Source organism: Streptomyces cyslabdanicus (assembly GCF_052663305.1).
On sequence record NZ_JBQRUW010000003.1, the window covers coordinates 120592 to 136218 of the forward strand.

The window sequence follows — 15627 nt, forward strand, 5'->3', positions numbered from 1 at the left end:
CGCTCATGCTACCGGGAATCACCCGCCTGATCGCGACATACCTTCCTGCCCCGGCACCAGGTGCTGGTGACCGCATGGCAGTTGGGGCACAAAAGGCGCAGGTTCTCCCGGCGATCGTTGCTCCAGTCACCGTTGATGTGGTCGACCTCCAATGTCATGGGCCGCCCGAGCCATTCCGGTCCAACACCGCACCTGGCACACTCCTCGGGTACGCCGACTTCGCGGAGAGCGCGACGCAGCAGGCGGGTTCCCCTCCGGACTCTGCCGTTGTGCTGGACCAAGATGTCCTCGGCACGCTTGACAGGGACTGGTCCTGGCTTCCCGCGCTGATGTGCCTGCCCCAAGAAGTGTGCGGTCGAGAGCTGCGCTTCGGTGATCCAGTCGCGAAGCATCGCACGCTGGGCTTCGTTGTCGGGGCGGTCGAGACGGCGCAGCACTTCGGCGATGGACACTGATTGGGCTACCGCCGCACGTAGCGTCTCGGGCGTGGGCCGGGTCGTGAGCCTGGTCCGCCTGCCGCAATGGCGGAAGTGCGAGACATCGATTCCGAAGTGCTCGAAACGTCGGAAAAGGTGGCGGCGAAGGCTGCCGTACGGCTGAGTGCCGAAGAACACGATGACTTCGTCGATATCGGAACACTGCGCGGCGGCCTCCGCCAACCGCTCGCGGGTGTACTGCACACCGCTGCTCATGCAGCACCGACCTTGCCGCGTCCCTTGCCGCGTCCTCGATAGTTGTCCGTCGTCGAATGGCAGTTGGGGCAGAGGAACCGTAGGTTTCCGATGCGGTTGTTGCGCCAGTTGCCATCGATGTGGTCGACCTCGAGCGGTAGTGGCTCGTTCTGCCAGACGGCCTTGATCCCACACAGCGCACAGCGCTCCTCCACGCCCGATTCACGCAGCGCCCTCTTGAGTCGATTGCTTGGCGCGCGTCTGGGATTCGCTGACGTGTCCTCGATGAGGATCTCGTGGGCGGTCCGGCGGCGCCGGTTTTGCCGCATACGCTCGGTTCTGGCCGTCGGCATGAAGTGAGACGTGTCGATGTTGTACGCCTTGATCCGGCGGCTGATGTGGGTGTGGTGTCCACCGACGACCTCAATGCCGAGATGGCGCAGTACCTCATTCACGCTCGTGGAGGCTGCCACCGCCCGTTCCAGGACTGTCCTCGTCCATTTCGCTCCCTCCCGTTCGAAGTGGGACACGTCCACGCCCAACTTCTTCATCCGCGCCCGAATGTAGTCCCGCGTCGAACTTCTCGGATCCACCCCCAGTCTCTCCAACGCCTCCGACAAGGTTCGCGCCCCGTGAGCCGCCTTCTCCAGGCGCTCCTTGGTGTACGTGCTGGCCCCCATGGGTCCCCTCCGTTCTCGGCCACGCGTTCATGGCCCATACGGAGTAACGAACCGGTTATCGGACAGTCACGCACGGCATGCGGTGGGGAACGCAAAGGCGGCCCGCGCCGGGCATGCAGGTGCGGGCCGCGTACGTGGCGGGAGTCGCCCTCAGATGCCCAAGTCCTTGATGATCTTGGCTACGTGGCCGGTCGCCTTGACGTTGTACAGGGCGCGTTCGACCTTGCCCTCCTCGTCCACGACGATCGTGGAGCGGATGACGCCGACGACGGTCTTGCCGTAGAGCTTCTTCTCGCCGAAGGCGCCGTAGGACTCCAGGACCTTCTTGTCCGGGTCGGCGAGCAGCGTGACCTCGAGGGACTCCTTGTCGCGGAACTTCGCCAGCTTCTCCGGCTTGTCGGGGGAGATGCCGATCACGTCGTACCCCGCGCCCGCCAGCAGGTCCAGGTTGTCGGTGAAGTCGCAGGCCTGCTTGGTGCAGCCGGGGGTGAGGGCGGCCGGGTAGAAGTAGACGATGACCTTCCGGCCCTTGTGGTCGGCCAGCGACACCTCCTTGCCGTCGGCGTCGGGGAGGGCGAAGGCGGGGGCCACGTCCCCGGGCTGGAGTCGCTCGGTCATCGAAGCTCGTCTCCTCGTGCGTGCGGATACCGTGTCGCTCCGAGGGTAACCGGGGGTGCCGACGGTGCGGTCGGAGCGAGAGCTGACAGACTGTCCCGAACAGGCATCAGTTGACTTCGGAGGCGGCACGGTGGCGGACACCGCGGACACCAGAACCCCGGCTGAGATCGAGGCGGACATCAGGCGCCGCCGCGAGGTGCTGGCCGAGACGCTCGACGAGATCGGGGTACGCGTGCACCCGAAGACCATCGTCGGGGACGCCAAGGCCAAGGTCGCCTCCCATGTCGATCACACGCTCGGACGGGCCTACGTGCAGGTCAACCGGGTGGTGAGCGATGTGCGGGCGCAGTTCGTGGACGAGGAGGGCGCCCCGCGCATGGAGCGGGTGGTGCCGGTCGCCCTGGTCGCTGTCGGTTTGGTCGGGCTGCTCGCTCTGGGCGCCCGCCGGCGCCGCCGCTGAGCGGCACGACGCCCCACCGCGTGACGACGTGCCGAAGGCAGGTAGGTTCGAGGCGTGAGCGCCAAGAGAAATGAGCACAGCAGCCAGCACGACAAGCTGCCCATCCGGATGCTGCACGACCGGGTGCTCGTCCGGCAGGACACGAGCGAGGGCGAGCGGCGTTCGGGCGGTGGCATCCTGATCCCCGCGACGGCGGCGGTGGGACGCCGGCTGGCCTGGGCCGAGGTCGTCGCGGTGGGGCAGAACGTGCGGACCGTCGAGCCGGGGGACCGGGTGTTGTTCGATCCGGAGGACCGCGCCGAGGTCGAGGTGCGCGGGGTCGCGTACGTGCTCATGCGCGAACGTGATCTGCACGCGGTGGCCGCGGACCGGTTCGAGGGTTCGGAGGACTCCACCGGCCTGTATCTGTAGGAAGACGAAGCGAGGGGCTGGTGACCATGGTCACCAGCCCCTTTGTCCTTTCTTCGCCGGCCCCCGGACTTTGCTAGCCTCGGGGCCAACCCGACGAGACGCGCCGTACCGGGATGAACGCAAAGACGACGCACCCCCGTTCATGTCCTTACGTCGTCCCGGAGGTGCCCGTCATGGCCTGGGTCGTGCTTGTCCTCGCCGGTCTGCTCGAGGTGGGCTGGTCGATCGGAATGAAGTTCACCGACGGCTTCACCCGCCCCCTGCCCAGCGTGCTCACCGGCGCGGGGATCGTGACCAGCATGGTCCTGCTGTCCTATGCCGCCCGTTCCCTGCCCATCGGCACCGCCTACGGCGTGTGGGTGGGCATCGGGGCGGCCGGTGCGGCGGTGGTCGGCATGGTGGTGCTGGGGGAGCCGGCGACCGCCGCCCGGATCTTCTTCGTGAGTCTGCTGCTGGTGTCCGTGGTGGGGCTCAAGGTCACGTCCGGCCACTGAACATGCCCTGCAGGCCGGTGTTCAGGCCGCCGTCGCCGGAGGCGCCGGCCGCCGCGCCCCCGCCCGGCGGGGTGCCGGTGCCGCCTTGGCCGGGCGTGCCTCCCGGGCCGCCCGGCGGGGTGACTCCGGTGTCCCCGGGCTCCCCGCCGGCGGGTCCGCCCGGCTGGGTGCCGTCGGTCGCGCCGGTGGAGGGGTCGCCGCCGGTGTCGCCCGGGTCGCCGTCGCCCTGGCTCTGCCCCTGGTCCTGGCCCTCGTCCTGGCCCTGGTCCTGGCCGCCGGTGTCGGAGTCGGTCGCGCCGTTGTCGTCCTGGCCCTCGTCGCCCGGGTCCTCGGCGGACTCCGAGGGCGGCGGCTGGACCTCGTCGGCACCCGGCTGGAGCTGGAGGTCGAAGTCCGTGGCCAGGGTGTTCTTCAGGGCGGCTCCGGTGTACTGCGCCCAGATCTGGGCGGGCGGCCCGCCGCCGTTGACGCGGGCAAGACCCATGGCGCCGTAGAGCGACTCGTGGTGGGCGGTGTCCGGGTCCTGGCCCATGACCGAGACGACGGTGGCGAGGTCGGGCGTGTAGCCGGCGAACCAGGCCGCCTGGTCCTCCTCGGCGGTGCCGGTCTTGCCCGCGGCGGGCCGGCCGGCGCCCTGGGCGGCGGTGGCGGTGCCGTTCTGGACGACGCTGCGCAGTATCGCGGTGGTGGTGTCGGCGGCCTCGCGGCTGACCGCCTGGACCTCGGTGCGCCGGGGCAGCTCGATCGTGGCGGTGCCGTCCTTGGTGATCTTCTTGATCATCGTGTAGGGGGCGTGCTGGCCGTGGTTGGCGAGCGTGGCGTAGGCGTCGGCCATGTCGACGACGCTGGCCGTGGCCACTCCGAGCGCGATGGACGGGGTGGGGGTCAGTTCCGGGGTGTCGGCCGGCAGGCCGAGGGCGATGGCGGTGTTCTTGACCTTGTCGGAGCCGACGTCGGCGGCCATCTGCGCGTACACCGCGTTGACGGACTTGTCCGTGGCCTCGCTCACGGTGATGTCCCCGTAGTCGACGTCGTCCTCGTTCGCGGGGGCGTAGGAACCGCTCCAGCCCTCGACGGGGCGCTTGTTGGTGCCGTCGTAGTAGGTGTTCGGGGTGATCGCGCGGCCGTCCTGGGTCTCGGAGCCGTTCTGGACGGCGGAGGTGAACACGAACGGCTTGAAGGTGGAGCCCACCTGGAAGTCCCGGCGGGTGGCGTTGTTCGTGTACTGCTGGACGTAGTCGATGCCGCCGTACATGGCGACGAGCTCGCCGGTCTTCGGGTCGACGGAGGCGGCGCCGGCCCGGACGTAGGTGTCGACCTTGCGGTCCTTCTTGTCGAGCTTGCTCATCACCTGGTCGTTCACGGCCTTGACCAGGGCGTCCTGCTTGTTCTTCTCCAGGGTCGTGGTGATCCGGTAGCCGCCCGAGGAGAGCTGGTCCTCGGTCAGGATCTTGTGCGCGGCCAGGTAGTCCTTCACCGCGCGGACGATGTAGCCGCGCTGCCCGGACATGCCCGTGGGGACGGTGGCCTCCTTCGGCATCGGGAACTTCATCCCGGCCCGCTGTGAGGCGCTCAGCCAGCCCTTCTTGACCATGCCGTCCAGGACGTAGTTCCAGCGGGACAGGGCGGCGGCCTTGTTCTCCGGGTGCGCGGCGACGTCGTACTCGCTGGGCGCGTTGACCAGCGCGGCCAGATAGGCGGCGCGGGCCGGGTCGAGGTCCTGGGCGTTGACGCCGTAGTAGGCCTGGGCGGCGGCCTGGATGCCGTAGGCGTTGCGGCCGAAGTAGCTGGTGTTGAGGTAGCCCTCGAGGATGTCGTTCTTGGACACGGTGCGGTCCAGCTTGACCGAGATGAAGAACTCCTTCACCTTGCGGGTGACGGTCTGCTCCTGGCCCAGGTAGTAGTTCTTCACGTATTGCTGGGTGATCGTCGAACCGGACTGCTTGCCCTTGCCGAGGGCGGTGTTCCAGCCGGCGCGCAGCATGGCCTTGGGGTCGACGGCGGACTCGGTGTAGAAGTCGCGGTCCTCGGCGGCGAGCACGGCGTGCTGGGCGGCCTTGGAGACCTGGGCGAGGGTGACGTTCTCCCGGTTGATCTCGCCGTCCCGGGCGATCTCGGTGCCGTCGGCGTACAGGTAGACGTTGGCCTGTTTGACGGCCAGGGCGTTGGCGGGCGGGATCTCCACCAGGGAGTAGCCGAGGAAGAACGCGCCGATGACCAGCAGCATGACGGTGAGGAAGCCGCCGAGCACCATCCGCCAGGTCGGTACGGCGCGGCGCCAGCCGGTGCGCCGGGGCCGTCCGGCTTCCCCGTCCGCCGGCTCGCCGTCCGCCCCGTGCTCCTCCGCCCAGCCCTCCGTCTCGGTCTCCGTCTCGCCCCCGGTCCCGGGTGCCGCCGGTGGCCGGTGGTCGGGCCGGCCCTGGTTCCGCTGCTGCGGCTGCGGCTCGTCGCTCATGTCGTGCTCGGACTCCTGTTTTCACGTCGTACGTCGCCGTACGTTTCACGTCGTACGTCCCCGTACGCCCTCATGCGCCTTCGGCGCCCCCAGATGAAGACTCTCGCAGCATCTGTTCCGTTCCCGTTCCCGGTCACCTGTCCGGACCAGAAAATGCGTGGCATGTCACGCCCCGGACGCATTAAGCTCCCGCGCTTTGGTGTCGTGGCCTGGGAGGCGGTGCACGTGGGCGCTGGACGGTTGTACGCGGCCGTCGCGGTGGGGGGATTCAGACGGTACGCGACGTATCGGGCGGCGACGGCGGCCGGGGTGTTCACCAATACGGCATTCGGGCTGATTCTGGTGTACACGTACCTTGCACTCTGGGATGTCCGGCCGCACCTGGGCGGATACGACCAGGCGCAGGCCGTGACGTACGTGTGGCTGGGGCAGGCGTTCCTGGCGGCGCTGGCGATCGGCGGGGGCGGCGTCGAGGACGAGTTGATGGAACGCATCCGAACGGGTGACATCGCGGTCGACCTGTACCGGCCAGCCGACCTCCAGCTGTGGTGGCTTTCGGCCGACGCGGGCCGGGCGATGTTCCAGCTGGTGGGCCGCGGGGTGCTGCCCTTCACGTTCGGGGCGCTGTTCTTTCCGGTGCACCTGCCGTCGGACCCGGTGACCTGGCTGGCGTTCCTCGGGGCGGTGCCGCTGGCGCTGCTGGTGGGCTTCGGGATCCGCTTCCTGGTGGCGCTGAGCGCGTTCTGGCTGCTGGACGGCGCGGGTGTGGTGCAGATGGCCTGGCTGGTCGGGTACTTCTGCTCGGGGATGCTGCTGCCGCTGAACGTCTTCCCGGGCGCGCTGGGCGAGGTGGTCCGGGCGCTGCCGTGGTCCTCGCTGCTCCAGGCCCCCGCCGACATCCTGCTGGGGCACGCGGACCCGCTGGACACGTACGTCTTCCAGGGGGCGTGGGCGGTGGCGCTGCTGGGGGCGGGGCGGCTGGTGCAGTCGGCGGCGACGCGGCGGGTGGTGGTGCAGGGTGGCTGAGCTCACCACGGACCGGACCGGCAACCGGCTGGTGGAGGGGGCGCGCGCCTACCGTCTGATCGCCGCGATGTGGATTCGCTCCACGATGGCCTACCGCGCCTCCTTCGTCATGACCACGGTCGGGAACTTCGCCGCGACCGCGCTGGACTTCGCGGCCATCCTGCTGATGTTCTCCCGGGTGGACGCGCTCGGCGGCTACACGCTGCCCGAGATCGCCTTCCTGTACGGGCTGTCCGGTACCGCTTTCGGGCTGGCGGACCTGGCGATCGGCTCCATGGACCGGCTGGGGCGGCGGGTGCGCGACGGCACCCTCGACACGCTGCTGGTCCGGCCGGCGCCGGTGCTCGCGCAGGTGGCCGCCGACCGGTTCGCGCTGCGCCGGCTGGGCCGGGTGACGCAGGGGGCGCTGGTGCTGGCCTGGTCGCTGACGCGGCTCGACATCGACTGGACGGCGGCGAAGCTGCTGCTGATGCCGGTGATGGTGGTCAGCGGCTGCGGGATCTTCTGCGCGGTGTTCGTGGCCGGGGCGGCCTTCCAGTTCGTGGCGCAGGACGCCTCGGAGGCGCAGAACGCGTTCACCTACGGCGGCACCACGCTGCTCCAGTACCCGCCGACGGTGTTCGCGAAGGAACTGGTGCGCGGGGTGACGTTCGTCCTGCCACTGGCCTTCGTCAACTGGCTGCCCGCCCTGTACGTGCTGGGGCGGCCGTATCCGCTCGGCCTGCCCCGGTGGACCGCGTTCGCGTCGCCGCTGGTCGCGGTGGCGTGCTGCGCGCTGGCGGGGGCGGCCTGGCGGGTGGGCCTGCGGTCGTACCGGAGTACCGGGAACTGACGGGAACTGACGGGAACTGACGAGTATTGACGGGATGCGGCGGCATCCGGGGCGGGCGCCTGCGGGTATTGACGGGTTCCGGAGGGATCCGGCGGGACGAAGAGGAGAAGGGGCGTACAGGGCGTATGGCGACGGTGGTGGACGGTGTGGAGGGCAGGGACGGTGCGGCCGGGGCGGACGAAGCGGGCGGTGGTTTCATCGCCCTCGACCGGGTCGAGAAGGTCTTCGAGGTACGGAAGAAGACCGGGTTCCTCCGGCGTGAGCGGCGGCAGGTCCGGGCGGTCGACTCGATCTCCTTCAGCGTGGCGCGCGGTGAGATGGTCGGCTACATCGGCCCGAACGGCGCGGGCAAGTCGACGACGATCAAGATGCTCACCGGCATCCTGACGCCCAGCGGGGGCCGGCTGCGGGTCGCCGGCATCGACCCCTCCCGCGAGCGGACCCGGCTCGCCCGGCGGATCGGGGTGGTGTTCGGGCAGCGTACGACCCTGTGGTGGGACCTGCCGCTGATCGACTCCTACCGGCTGATGCACCGCATGTACCGGATCCCCGACGGCCGTTACCGCGACAACCTCGACCGCTGCGTCGAACTCCTCGAACTCGGCGGCCTGTTGGACGTACCGGTACGGCAGCTCTCGCTGGGCCAGCGGATGCGCGGCGACATCGCCGCCGCCCTGCTGCACGACCCGGAGATCCTCTACCTGGACGAGCCGACCATCGGCCTGGACGTCATCAGCAAGGCCAAGGTCCGTACGTTCCTGCGCGACGTGAACGCCGAACGCGGCACGACGGTGCTGCTGACCACGCACGACCTCCAGGACATCGAGCAGTTGTGCTCGCGGGTGATGGTCATCGACCATGGTCGCCTGATGTACGACGGCCCGCTCACCGGCCTGCACGAGGCGGGCGAGAGCGAACGCACCCTGGTGGTCGACCTGGAGCGCGAGCTGCCGCCGATCGAGCTGCCGACCGCGCGCGTGGTGCGGGTCGAGGGACCCCGGCAGTGGCTCGCCTTCCCGGCGGCCGAGTCGGCGGCGCCCCTGGTGGCGCGGATCGCGGCGGAGTACCCGCTGGTGGACCTGTCGGTGCGGGAGCCCGACATCGAGGCGGTCATCGCGAGGATGTACGCCGAGAAAGCGGTCTCGTAGGCTGCTGTCATGACGGAGGACCTGCCGGAGCTTCGCGCTTCCGACGCCGATCGTGAACGAGTCGCCGAGCAACTGCGGGACGCCCTCGCCGAGGGGCGGCTCGACATGGCCGAGTTCGAGGAGCGGCTGGAGGCGGCGTACCGGGCGCGCACGTACGGCGAACTCACGCCGATCACCCGGGACCTGCCCGTGCCCGGGGTGGCAGCCCCGGTGGTGAACATGGTCAAGCAGCCAGTGCAGGGCGGCGGTTGGGCCTCGCGGGTGGTCGGGGGCGAGGGTTCGTCGTCGTGGGCCGTCGCCATCATGGGCGGGTTCGAGCGCAAGGGCGGCTGGACCGTGCCCAAGCGGTTCAGCTGTTTCACCTTCTGGGGCGGTGGCGCCGTCGACCTGCGCGACGCGAACTTCGCCGACCAGGAGATCCAGATCAACTGCGTGGCGATCATGGGCGGCGTGGACGTGATCGTGCCGCCCGGCGTCGAGGTCGTGGTGCGTGGCATCGGCATCATGGGCGCCTTCGACCACCGTGAGGACGACACCCCGGTCGAACCGGGTGCCCCCCGGGTGATCGTGACCGGTGTGGCCTTCTGGGGCGGCGTGGGAATCAGACACAAGATCACCGACGCGGAACGCCGCCGTCTGAAGGAGCAGCGCCGCCAGGAGAAACTGGAGCGCAGGGCGGAGCGCCGCCGGCTCCGGTAGCCACCTCCGGGCAGCGCCGCGGCCGAGGGCGGCCGGGGCGGGAAAGGGACCTCTCGACCCTAGTGCCGCGACAGGCAACGTTGGCCCCGTCGCGACGCCCGGCACTCCCCCAAGCTCTTCGAGCAGGGGGGACCCCCACTCGCCGCACCGGCCGAAAGCCCGAGTACATCCAGTACGAGGACTTCCGGCCGGCACTCCCCCAAGCTCTTCGAGCAGGGGGGACCCCCAGAGCACGCACCGGACGCCGCTCCTTGACGGGCAAACGTTGCCCGCCGCGGCACTAGAGGCGCACCCGCGCCGCCCCCTTCAGCAGGCTCGGCTCGAAGACGTTCGCCATCTCCCGGTACCCCAGGTCACTGGGGTGCAGATGGTCACCGGAGTCGTACTCGCCCCGCAGCCGCCGCGGGTTGTAGGGGTCCCGCAGCGCCTTGTCGAAGTCGACCACGGCGTCGAACACCCGCCCGCTCCGGATCTGCGCGTTCACCCGCTGCCGTGTCGCCTCCTGGGCGGGCGTGTACCCGCGGTGTCCCTCGAACGGCATCAGCGTCGCCCCGACGACCTTCAGCCCGCGCGCGTGCGCCTGATCCACCAGCGTGCGCAGCCCGCCGGTGATCTGCTCCGGGTCGGCGAGCTGCGGATTGCGCAGGATGTCGTTGATGCCGAGGTCGATGACGACGACCTTGACCCCGGTCCGCTCCAGCACGTCCCGCCCGAACCGGCTCAGCCCGCTGGGGTTGTCCGCGGGCCGCCCGGGCCCGCCGGTCAGCACCTGGTTGCCGCTGATGCCCTCGTTGACGACGCTGTAGTTCGGCACGTCCTGGCCCTTCTCGACCGCCGTCCACAGCCGGGTGGACAGGACGTCGGTCCAGCGGCGGTCGGCGCCGAGGGTGGAGGTGACGCCGTCGGTGAGCGAGTCGCCGAGGACGACGACGGCCCCGTCGGCCTCGTCGCTGAGCACGTCCACCGCGCTCAGATAGCGCCAGACCGACGTCTGCTCGGTGTACGGCGTACCGGTCACGTCCTCGGCGAGGTCGCCCTGCGCGACGTAGGAGATCTGGCGGGCGTACGGATGGTAGGTGACCGGGCCCGACGGGGTGGGGGAGTAGGTGGTGACCAGTATGTCGGCGCCCCGCGGCACGGCGAGGGACACGGCGTCGCTCATCACCTGCCCGCCGGACGGTACGACGACCGAGGGGGCGCCGGCGAAGGTGAGCCGCCGCATGGTGTGCGGGGCGGCGGCCGCGGTGGTGCCCCCGGCGGCGAGGGCGATCGTGGCGTGGGTGAGGCTCAGCGGCGACCGGCCGTAGAGGTTGGACAGCGTGATACGGGCACTCGTCCCGGCGACGCTGGTGTGCACGACGTTGCGCACCGAGCGGCCCGCCATGCCCGTGGTCTCCGTGCCGGGCTCGGCGGCGGCCGGGGAGGCGGCCCAGGTGGCGACCCAGGTACCGGAGGAGGCCGGGGCCGCGTGATGGACCGGCCCACGGTTGTCGGCCGGGGCGGCGGCCCGGCGGCCGGTGCCGTAGGAGACCCCGGCGTAGAGGGCGGCGGAAATGACGACGATCAGTGCGACGATCGCGGTCAGCAGGGCGTAACCGTGACGTCCGGTCATGCGGTCGATGCTCTCCTCGGGCGGGGCCGGGCGGAGCCAAGGGGCTCCGGTCTGATGGGCACATGATGGGCCATGAGCCGAGGGAGAATCGACGAGGTCCGGCCGAAACCCCCTCCGGGCAGACGTCGGGAACTCCTGTTCCGTTCCGGGAGTCGGACGGGAGGGGACAATTGTGCGCGGGGATCACCGAACGGGTGGAGTGGATGGAACAGACGACCCAGGCCGGTCCGGAGACGGCGGACGCCGTCTCCCACCGCGCGATGACCGTGTTCAGCGCCGCCGACGAGGAGCGGCGCCGCGGGGTGCGCCGCATGAAGCTGACCGCCACCGGGCTGCTGCTGTTCGTCGCCGTGGTGTACGTGCTCGCCAAGTGGGGCGAGCACGCGGGCGCCGGCGCCTGGGCGGCGTACGTCGCCGCGGCCGCCGAGGCCGGCATGGTCGGCGCGCTCGCCGACTGGTTCGCGGTCACCGCCCTCTTCCGCCATCCCCTCGGCCTGCCCATCCCGCACACCGCGATCATCCCGACCAAGAAGGACCAGCTCGGCGTCTCGCTGGGCGAGTTCGTCGGCGAGAACTTCCTCTCCGAGGACGTCGTACGGCAGCGGCTGCGCGCCGTCGGCATCGGCAGCCGCCTCGGCGCCTGGCTCGCCCAGCCGGAGCACGCCGACCGGGTGACCGCGGAACTGGCCACCGCGCTGCGCGGCGCCCTGACCGTCCTGCGCGACTCCGACATCCAGGCCGTCGTCGGCGAGGCGATCACCCGCAGAGCCAACACGCAGGAGATCGCGCCCGGCATCGGCAAGCTGCTGGAGCGGGTCGTCGCCGACGGCGGCCACAAACGGGTCGTCGACCTCGTCGTCTCCCGCGCGCACGACTGGCTGGTGTTGCACAGCGACTCCGTGATGGACGCCGTGGAGGGCGGCGCGCCCGGCTGGACCCCTAGGTTCGTCGACAAGAAGGTCGGCGAGCGGGTCTACAAGGAACTGCTGCGCTTCACCACCGAGATGCGGGACATGCCCTCGCACCCGGCGCGCGGCGCGCTCGACCGCTTCCTCACCGACTTCGCCTCCGACCTCCAGTCCGACACCGACACGCGCGGGCGTGTCGAGCGGCTCAAGGGCGAGGTGCTGCGCCGCGGCGAGGTCCAGGACCTGATCGCCTCCGCCTGGACGGCCGTACGGTCGATGATCGTCGCGGCGGCCGAGGACGAGCGCAGCGAGCTGCGGCTGCGGGTCCGCGCCTCGCTGCTGTCCCTGGGCGCCCGGATGGCCGAGGACTCCAGGGCGCAGGGCAAGGTCGACTCCTGGGTCGAGGGCGCGGCGGTCTACGTCGTGACGACCTACCGCAAGGAGATCACCTCCCTGATCACCGACACCGTCGCCGGCTGGGACGCCGAACACACCACCCGCAAGATCGAGGCCCACATCGGCCGCGACCTCCAGTTCATCCGCATCAACGGCACGGTGGTGGGCTCCCTGGCCGGCGTGGCGATCTACGCGGTAACGCGGGCGCTGGGAGCATAACGGACGGTCGGGCGGGCACTCGGGGCCGGTGCGGCGTCACCGGGCGTCCCCCAGGGCCTCTCGTTTGGATCATGCCGGGCTCGCGGGGTCCGGCCTGATCCGAACGAAGACCCCAGGAGTCAGCCATGGCGCACACCGAGCCCCGGTCCGGAACGATCACCACCGCGATCCCCGCCCGTCTGGACCGGCTGCCCTGGTCGCGCTGGCACTGGAGGATCGTCATCGGGCTCGGCACGGTGTGGATCCTGGACGGACTCGAGGTCACGGTCGTCGGCAATATCGCGAGCCGGCTCTCGGAGCCCGGCAGCGGCCTGCCGATCACCTCGGGTGAGGTCACCGGGGTCGCGGCCGCGCTGTATGTGGCGGGCGCGTGTTCCGGCGCGCTCTTCTGGGGCCGGCTGACCGACCGCTACGGCCGCAAAAGACTCTTCATGATCACCCTCGCGGTGTATCTCGGGGCGACCGCGCTGACCGCGGTCTCCTTCCAGACCTGGTGGTTCTTCCTGTTCCGCTTCTGCACGGGCTTCGGCATCGGAGGCGAGTACGCGGCCATCAACTCCGCGATCGACGAGCTGATCCCCGCCTACTACCGGGGCCGCGTCGACCTGATCATCAACGGCAGCTTCTGGCTGGGCGCGGTCGGCGGCTCGCTGCTGTCGATCCTCGCGCTGAACACGGCCGTCCTGCCGATGGACGTGGGCTGGCGGCTGACCTTCGCCCTGGGCGTCGTCCTCGGCCTGGTCATCCTCGTCGTACGGCGCACCGTTCCCGAGAGTCCCCGCTGGCTGCTGATCCACGGCAGACACCAGGAGGCGGAACGAGTGGTGTCCGACATCGAACACCGGATCGTGGCCGAGAAGGGGGCGCCGCTGCCGCGGCCCGCGGGCGAGCTCGTCATCCACCAGCGGTCGAGCATCGGCTTCGGCGAGATCGCCCGTACCGTCTTCACCGCCTACCGCAGACGCGCCGTACTGGGCTTCTCCCTCTTCGTCGGCCAGGCCTTCCTCTACAACGCGATCACCTTCGGCTTCGGCGCGATCCTCACCCGCTTCTTCCATGTCCCCACCGGCAACACGGGCTACTACTTCGGGGTCATCGCGGTCGGCAACTTCTGCGGCCCGCTGCTGCTGGGCAAGCTCTTCGACACGGTCGGCCGCCGGGTGATGATCTCGTCGACCTACCTGGTGTCGGGCCTGCTGCTGTTCGGCACGGCCTGGCTGTTCGGCCGGGGCTCGCTGACCGCGGTCACGCTCACGGCGTGCTGGTGCGCGGTGCTGTTCGTGGCCTCGGCGGGCGCGTCCAGCGCGTATCTGACGGTCTCCGAGGTGTTCCCGATGGAGACCCGGGCCATGGCCATCGCCTTCTTCTACGCCCTGGGCACCGCGGCCGGCGGCATCAGCGGCCCCCTCCTGTTCGCGGACCTCACCAACACCGGCCATGTCCGCGACACGGTCCTCGCCTTCGGGATCGGCGCGGCCCTGATGTGCGCGGCGGGGCTGGTCGCGGCGGTGATCGCGGTACCGGCGGAACGACGGTCCCTGGAGGACGTCGCCCGGCCGCTGACGGCCGCGCGGCCGACGACGGGGACGGTGGGGGCCGACGAACGCCGCGGAAGCGCCCCGGAGGACCGGTCGCCGTAGCGGGGACGCGGGTCGGCTCGGCCCTCATTGCCGGTGGCAGGCAATGAGGGACCGGTGCGCGTGAGGTGTTTCCGCTCTGGACGCGCCCTGGACACCCAGGAGATTGTTGGCCGTGGCCGTGGCCGTGGCCGTGGCCGTGGCCGTGGCCGGTCGCCGTCGGGCGTTGGGAATCAGGCGTGGGGTGTCGGGCGTACGGCGTCGGAGCGCGACGAAGAGGGGGCAGGGGGCGGGGAGATGCGTGAGCGTTGGTGGGGTCCGGTGGGACGGGACACGGCACCTGTCGGTCGAGTACCGGCGGACGCACGCCCGGCCGGTCAGGTGCCGGCGGACGCGCGCCCGGCTTCCGGCGACCGGCCGGGCGTGAGCGCGCCGAAGGCACCGCGGGCCGTGTCGGTGGCGGTCGCGGTGCGGACCGGGGCGTGGGTCGGTCTCCTTCAGGTGGCGGCCACACTGGTCACCGTCCTGGCCGCCGCGCAGACCCCGGGCCTGACCATGGTGGCGGTGCTGCTGTACGTGCAGTTCGCGGTGGGGGCGGGGATGACGCACTACTGGGCGTCGGGGCCGCGGTTCGCCGCCGCGCCCTCCGGTTCGGCGGGGGGCCGTCGCCTGACCGGATCCCTGGGATACGCCGCGGGCTGTGGAGCGGTGCTGTTCCTGCTGTGGGCCCTGGTCGCGTTCACGACGATCGAGTGGGCCCCGTTCGGGCTGGAGATCGCCTTCTGGTACCTGCTCTGCGGCGCCGTGGCGGCCCGGACGGTGTACCGCCGGGCCCGCTCGGTGGCGACACCCGCACCCGGCACGGCGGTGGACGCCCCGGAGACGGAGAAGGAGCGTCCGGTCGCACCGGAGCAGGCGCGGGCGGCCGAAGGCGTCGGCCCTGAAGGCGGGAAGCAGCGCTGGGCCAGGAAGAAGGGGGCAGAGGCCGGCGGGGAGCGTGCTCCGGATCCCGAGCGGCAGGCCCGGGACGCGGAGCGGGCGGTCACTGAGTTCGGCGCGCTGCTGTCGGCGCATCCGTTCTCACCCGGCGCCGCGGGCGTCACCTACGGGGAACTGGCTGACTACTCGCTCGCGCTGGACGCGTACGAACGCGCCAAGAGCGCTCCCGCGGCAGACGTTCCCGGGATCCTGGCCGACGGCCGGGCGGCTTTGGAACAGCTGGACAGGCGGCTGGGGCTCGACACCGACTCGTCCGCGGACGCCTGCTGCTTCTTCGACCGGCGGCACGGGCCCGGGGTGGTGTCCGTGCGATGGGCCCCACCGGGCGGCACCGCGCGAACCGTCGAGGTGTGCCGGGCCGATGCGGTGCGGCTCGCCGACGGGGACCTGCCCGGCGGCTGTTGACCCGGATGAGCTGACCC

The 15627-nt window shown here is 70.7% G+C and carries 15 protein-coding genes and 1 riboswitch; of the genes, 10 read left to right on the forward strand and 5 right to left on the reverse strand.

Annotated features, from left to right (window positions below; all coding sequences use genetic code 11):
* Positions 1 to 8 precede the first annotated feature (8 nt).
* The 3 genes from ACTYVM_RS02750 to bcp all read right to left on the reverse strand — a co-directional run bounded on the left by ACTYVM_RS02750 (position 9) and on the right by bcp (position 1969).
* Positions 9 to 692 (reverse strand): HNH endonuclease signature motif containing protein, encoded by a 684-nt coding sequence (locus tag ACTYVM_RS02750; RefSeq protein WP_445524342.1) that lies wholly within the window; start codon positions 690 to 692, stop codon positions 9 to 11.
* A complete protein-coding gene (locus ACTYVM_RS02755) occupies positions 689 to 1351 on the reverse strand; it encodes an HNH endonuclease signature motif containing protein (RefSeq protein WP_445524343.1) in 663 nt (220 codons plus the stop codon). The genes ACTYVM_RS02750 and ACTYVM_RS02755 overlap by 4 nt, the downstream gene beginning before the upstream one ends.
* A 150-nt stretch (positions 1352 to 1501) precedes the next feature.
* Positions 1502 to 1969 (reverse strand): thioredoxin-dependent thiol peroxidase, encoded by a 468-nt coding sequence (bcp, locus tag ACTYVM_RS02760; protein ID WP_445524344.1) that lies wholly within the window; start codon positions 1967 to 1969, stop codon positions 1502 to 1504.
* A 130-nt stretch (positions 1970 to 2099) separates the two neighbouring features.
* On the opposite strand from bcp, the gene ACTYVM_RS02765 reads away from it, so the two are divergent.
* The 3 genes from ACTYVM_RS02765 (at position 2100) to ACTYVM_RS02775 (ending at position 3334) form a co-directional block, all read left to right on the forward strand.
* Complete coding sequence (locus tag ACTYVM_RS02765; protein ID WP_400034149.1) at positions 2100 to 2429, forward strand: DUF3618 domain-containing protein; 330 nt, start codon at positions 2100 to 2102, stop codon at positions 2427 to 2429.
* A 54-nt stretch (positions 2430 to 2483) separates the two neighbouring features.
* Positions 2484 to 2840 carry a GroES family chaperonin gene (locus tag ACTYVM_RS02770; protein ID WP_141360564.1) on the forward strand — a complete coding sequence of 119 codons (357 nt, stop codon included), beginning with the start codon at positions 2484 to 2486 and terminating at the stop codon, positions 2838 to 2840.
* A 71-nt stretch (positions 2841 to 2911) separates the two neighbouring features.
* Positions 2912 to 2975: riboswitch (guanidine-III (ykkC-III) riboswitch) on the forward strand.
* Positions 2976 to 3013: 38 nt separating this feature from the next.
* Positions 3014 to 3334, forward strand: coding sequence for a DMT family transporter (locus ACTYVM_RS02775; protein WP_445524345.1), 321 nt, complete (start codon positions 3014 to 3016; stop codon positions 3332 to 3334).
* Here ACTYVM_RS02775 and ACTYVM_RS02780 read toward each other — a convergent pair.
* Positions 3318 to 5789 carry a transglycosylase domain-containing protein gene (locus tag ACTYVM_RS02780; protein ID WP_445524346.1) on the reverse strand — a complete coding sequence of 824 codons (2472 nt, stop codon included), beginning with the start codon at positions 5787 to 5789 and terminating at the stop codon, positions 3318 to 3320. The genes ACTYVM_RS02775 and ACTYVM_RS02780 overlap by 17 nt on opposite strands.
* A 225-nt stretch (positions 5790 to 6014) precedes the next feature.
* Between ACTYVM_RS02780 and ACTYVM_RS02785 the strand changes: the two genes are divergently transcribed.
* From ACTYVM_RS02785 to ACTYVM_RS02800, 4 genes are all read left to right on the forward strand, one after another.
* Positions 6015 to 6815: an ABC transporter permease gene (locus ACTYVM_RS02785; RefSeq protein WP_445524347.1), complete on the forward strand. Its 801-nt coding sequence runs from the start codon at positions 6015 to 6017 to the stop codon at positions 6813 to 6815.
* A gap of 67 nt (positions 6816 to 6882) precedes the next feature.
* Positions 6883 to 7647: an ABC transporter permease gene (locus ACTYVM_RS02790; protein ID WP_445524480.1), complete on the forward strand. Its 765-nt coding sequence runs from the start codon at positions 6883 to 6885 to the stop codon at positions 7645 to 7647.
* A gap of 125 nt (positions 7648 to 7772) precedes the next feature.
* On the forward strand, positions 7773 to 8795 hold the full coding sequence (locus tag ACTYVM_RS02795; protein ID WP_445524348.1) for an ABC transporter ATP-binding protein: 1023 nt from the start codon (positions 7773 to 7775) through the stop codon (positions 8793 to 8795).
* Positions 8796 to 8804: 9 nt separating this feature from the next.
* Positions 8805 to 9494, forward strand: coding sequence for a DUF1707 SHOCT-like domain-containing protein (locus ACTYVM_RS02800; RefSeq protein ID WP_445524349.1), 690 nt, complete (start codon positions 8805 to 8807; stop codon positions 9492 to 9494).
* Between the two features lie 280 nt (positions 9495 to 9774).
* Here ACTYVM_RS02800 and ACTYVM_RS02805 read toward each other — a convergent pair whose 3' ends face one another.
* Complete coding sequence (locus ACTYVM_RS02805) at positions 9775 to 11106, reverse strand: SGNH/GDSL hydrolase family protein (protein WP_445524350.1); 1332 nt, start codon at positions 11104 to 11106, stop codon at positions 9775 to 9777.
* A gap of 203 nt (positions 11107 to 11309) precedes the next feature.
* Here ACTYVM_RS02805 and ACTYVM_RS02810 point away from each other — a divergent pair, with 203 nt between their 5' ends.
* The 3 genes from ACTYVM_RS02810 to ACTYVM_RS02820 all read left to right on the forward strand — a co-directional run bounded on the left by ACTYVM_RS02810 (position 11310) and on the right by ACTYVM_RS02820 (position 15610).
* Complete coding sequence (locus ACTYVM_RS02810; RefSeq protein ID WP_445524351.1) at positions 11310 to 12629, forward strand: DUF445 domain-containing protein; 1320 nt, start codon at positions 11310 to 11312, stop codon at positions 12627 to 12629.
* 125 nt (positions 12630 to 12754) lie between these two features.
* Positions 12755 to 14269 (forward strand): MFS transporter, encoded by a 1515-nt coding sequence (locus ACTYVM_RS02815; RefSeq protein WP_445524352.1) that lies wholly within the window; start codon positions 12755 to 12757, stop codon positions 14267 to 14269.
* A gap of 360 nt (positions 14270 to 14629) precedes the next feature.
* The gene (locus ACTYVM_RS02820; protein ID WP_445524353.1) at positions 14630 to 15610 is read left to right on the forward strand and encodes a hypothetical protein; all 981 of its coding nucleotides are present in this window, start codon (positions 14630 to 14632) and stop codon (positions 15608 to 15610) included.
* Positions 15611 to 15627: the final 17 nt, after the last annotated feature.

What these genes read in the sequence shown, in the direction of transcription:
- ACTYVM_RS02750 (WP_445524342.1), bottom strand. Translation starts at nt 692, where the DNA reads ATGAGCAGCGGTGTGCAGTACACCCGCGAGCGGTTGGCGGAGGCCGCC.
- ACTYVM_RS02755 (WP_445524343.1), bottom strand. Translation starts at nt 1,351, where the DNA reads ATGGGGGCCAGCACGTACACCAAGGAGCGCCTGGAGAAGGCGGCTCAC.
- bcp (WP_445524344.1), bottom strand. Translation starts at nt 1,969, where the DNA reads ATGACCGAGCGACTCCAGCCCGGGGACGTGGCCCCCGCCTTCGCCCTC.
- ACTYVM_RS02775 (WP_445524345.1), top strand. Translation starts at nt 3,014, where the DNA reads ATGGCCTGGGTCGTGCTTGTCCTCGCCGGTCTGCTCGAGGTGGGCTGG.
- ACTYVM_RS02780 (WP_445524346.1), bottom strand. Translation starts at nt 5,789, where the DNA reads ATGAGCGACGAGCCGCAGCCGCAGCAGCGGAACCAGGGCCGGCCCGAC.
- ACTYVM_RS02790 (WP_445524480.1), top strand. Translation starts at nt 6,883, where the DNA reads ATGTGGATTCGCTCCACGATGGCCTACCGCGCCTCCTTCGTCATGACC.
- ACTYVM_RS02795 (WP_445524348.1), top strand. Translation starts at nt 7,773, where the DNA reads ATGGCGACGGTGGTGGACGGTGTGGAGGGCAGGGACGGTGCGGCCGGG.
- ACTYVM_RS02800 (WP_445524349.1), top strand. Translation starts at nt 8,805, where the DNA reads ATGACGGAGGACCTGCCGGAGCTTCGCGCTTCCGACGCCGATCGTGAA.
- ACTYVM_RS02805 (WP_445524350.1), bottom strand. Translation starts at nt 11,106, where the DNA reads ATGACCGGACGTCACGGTTACGCCCTGCTGACCGCGATCGTCGCACTG.
- ACTYVM_RS02810 (WP_445524351.1), top strand. Translation starts at nt 11,310, where the DNA reads ATGGAACAGACGACCCAGGCCGGTCCGGAGACGGCGGACGCCGTCTCC.
- ACTYVM_RS02815 (WP_445524352.1), top strand. Translation starts at nt 12,755, where the DNA reads ATGGCGCACACCGAGCCCCGGTCCGGAACGATCACCACCGCGATCCCC.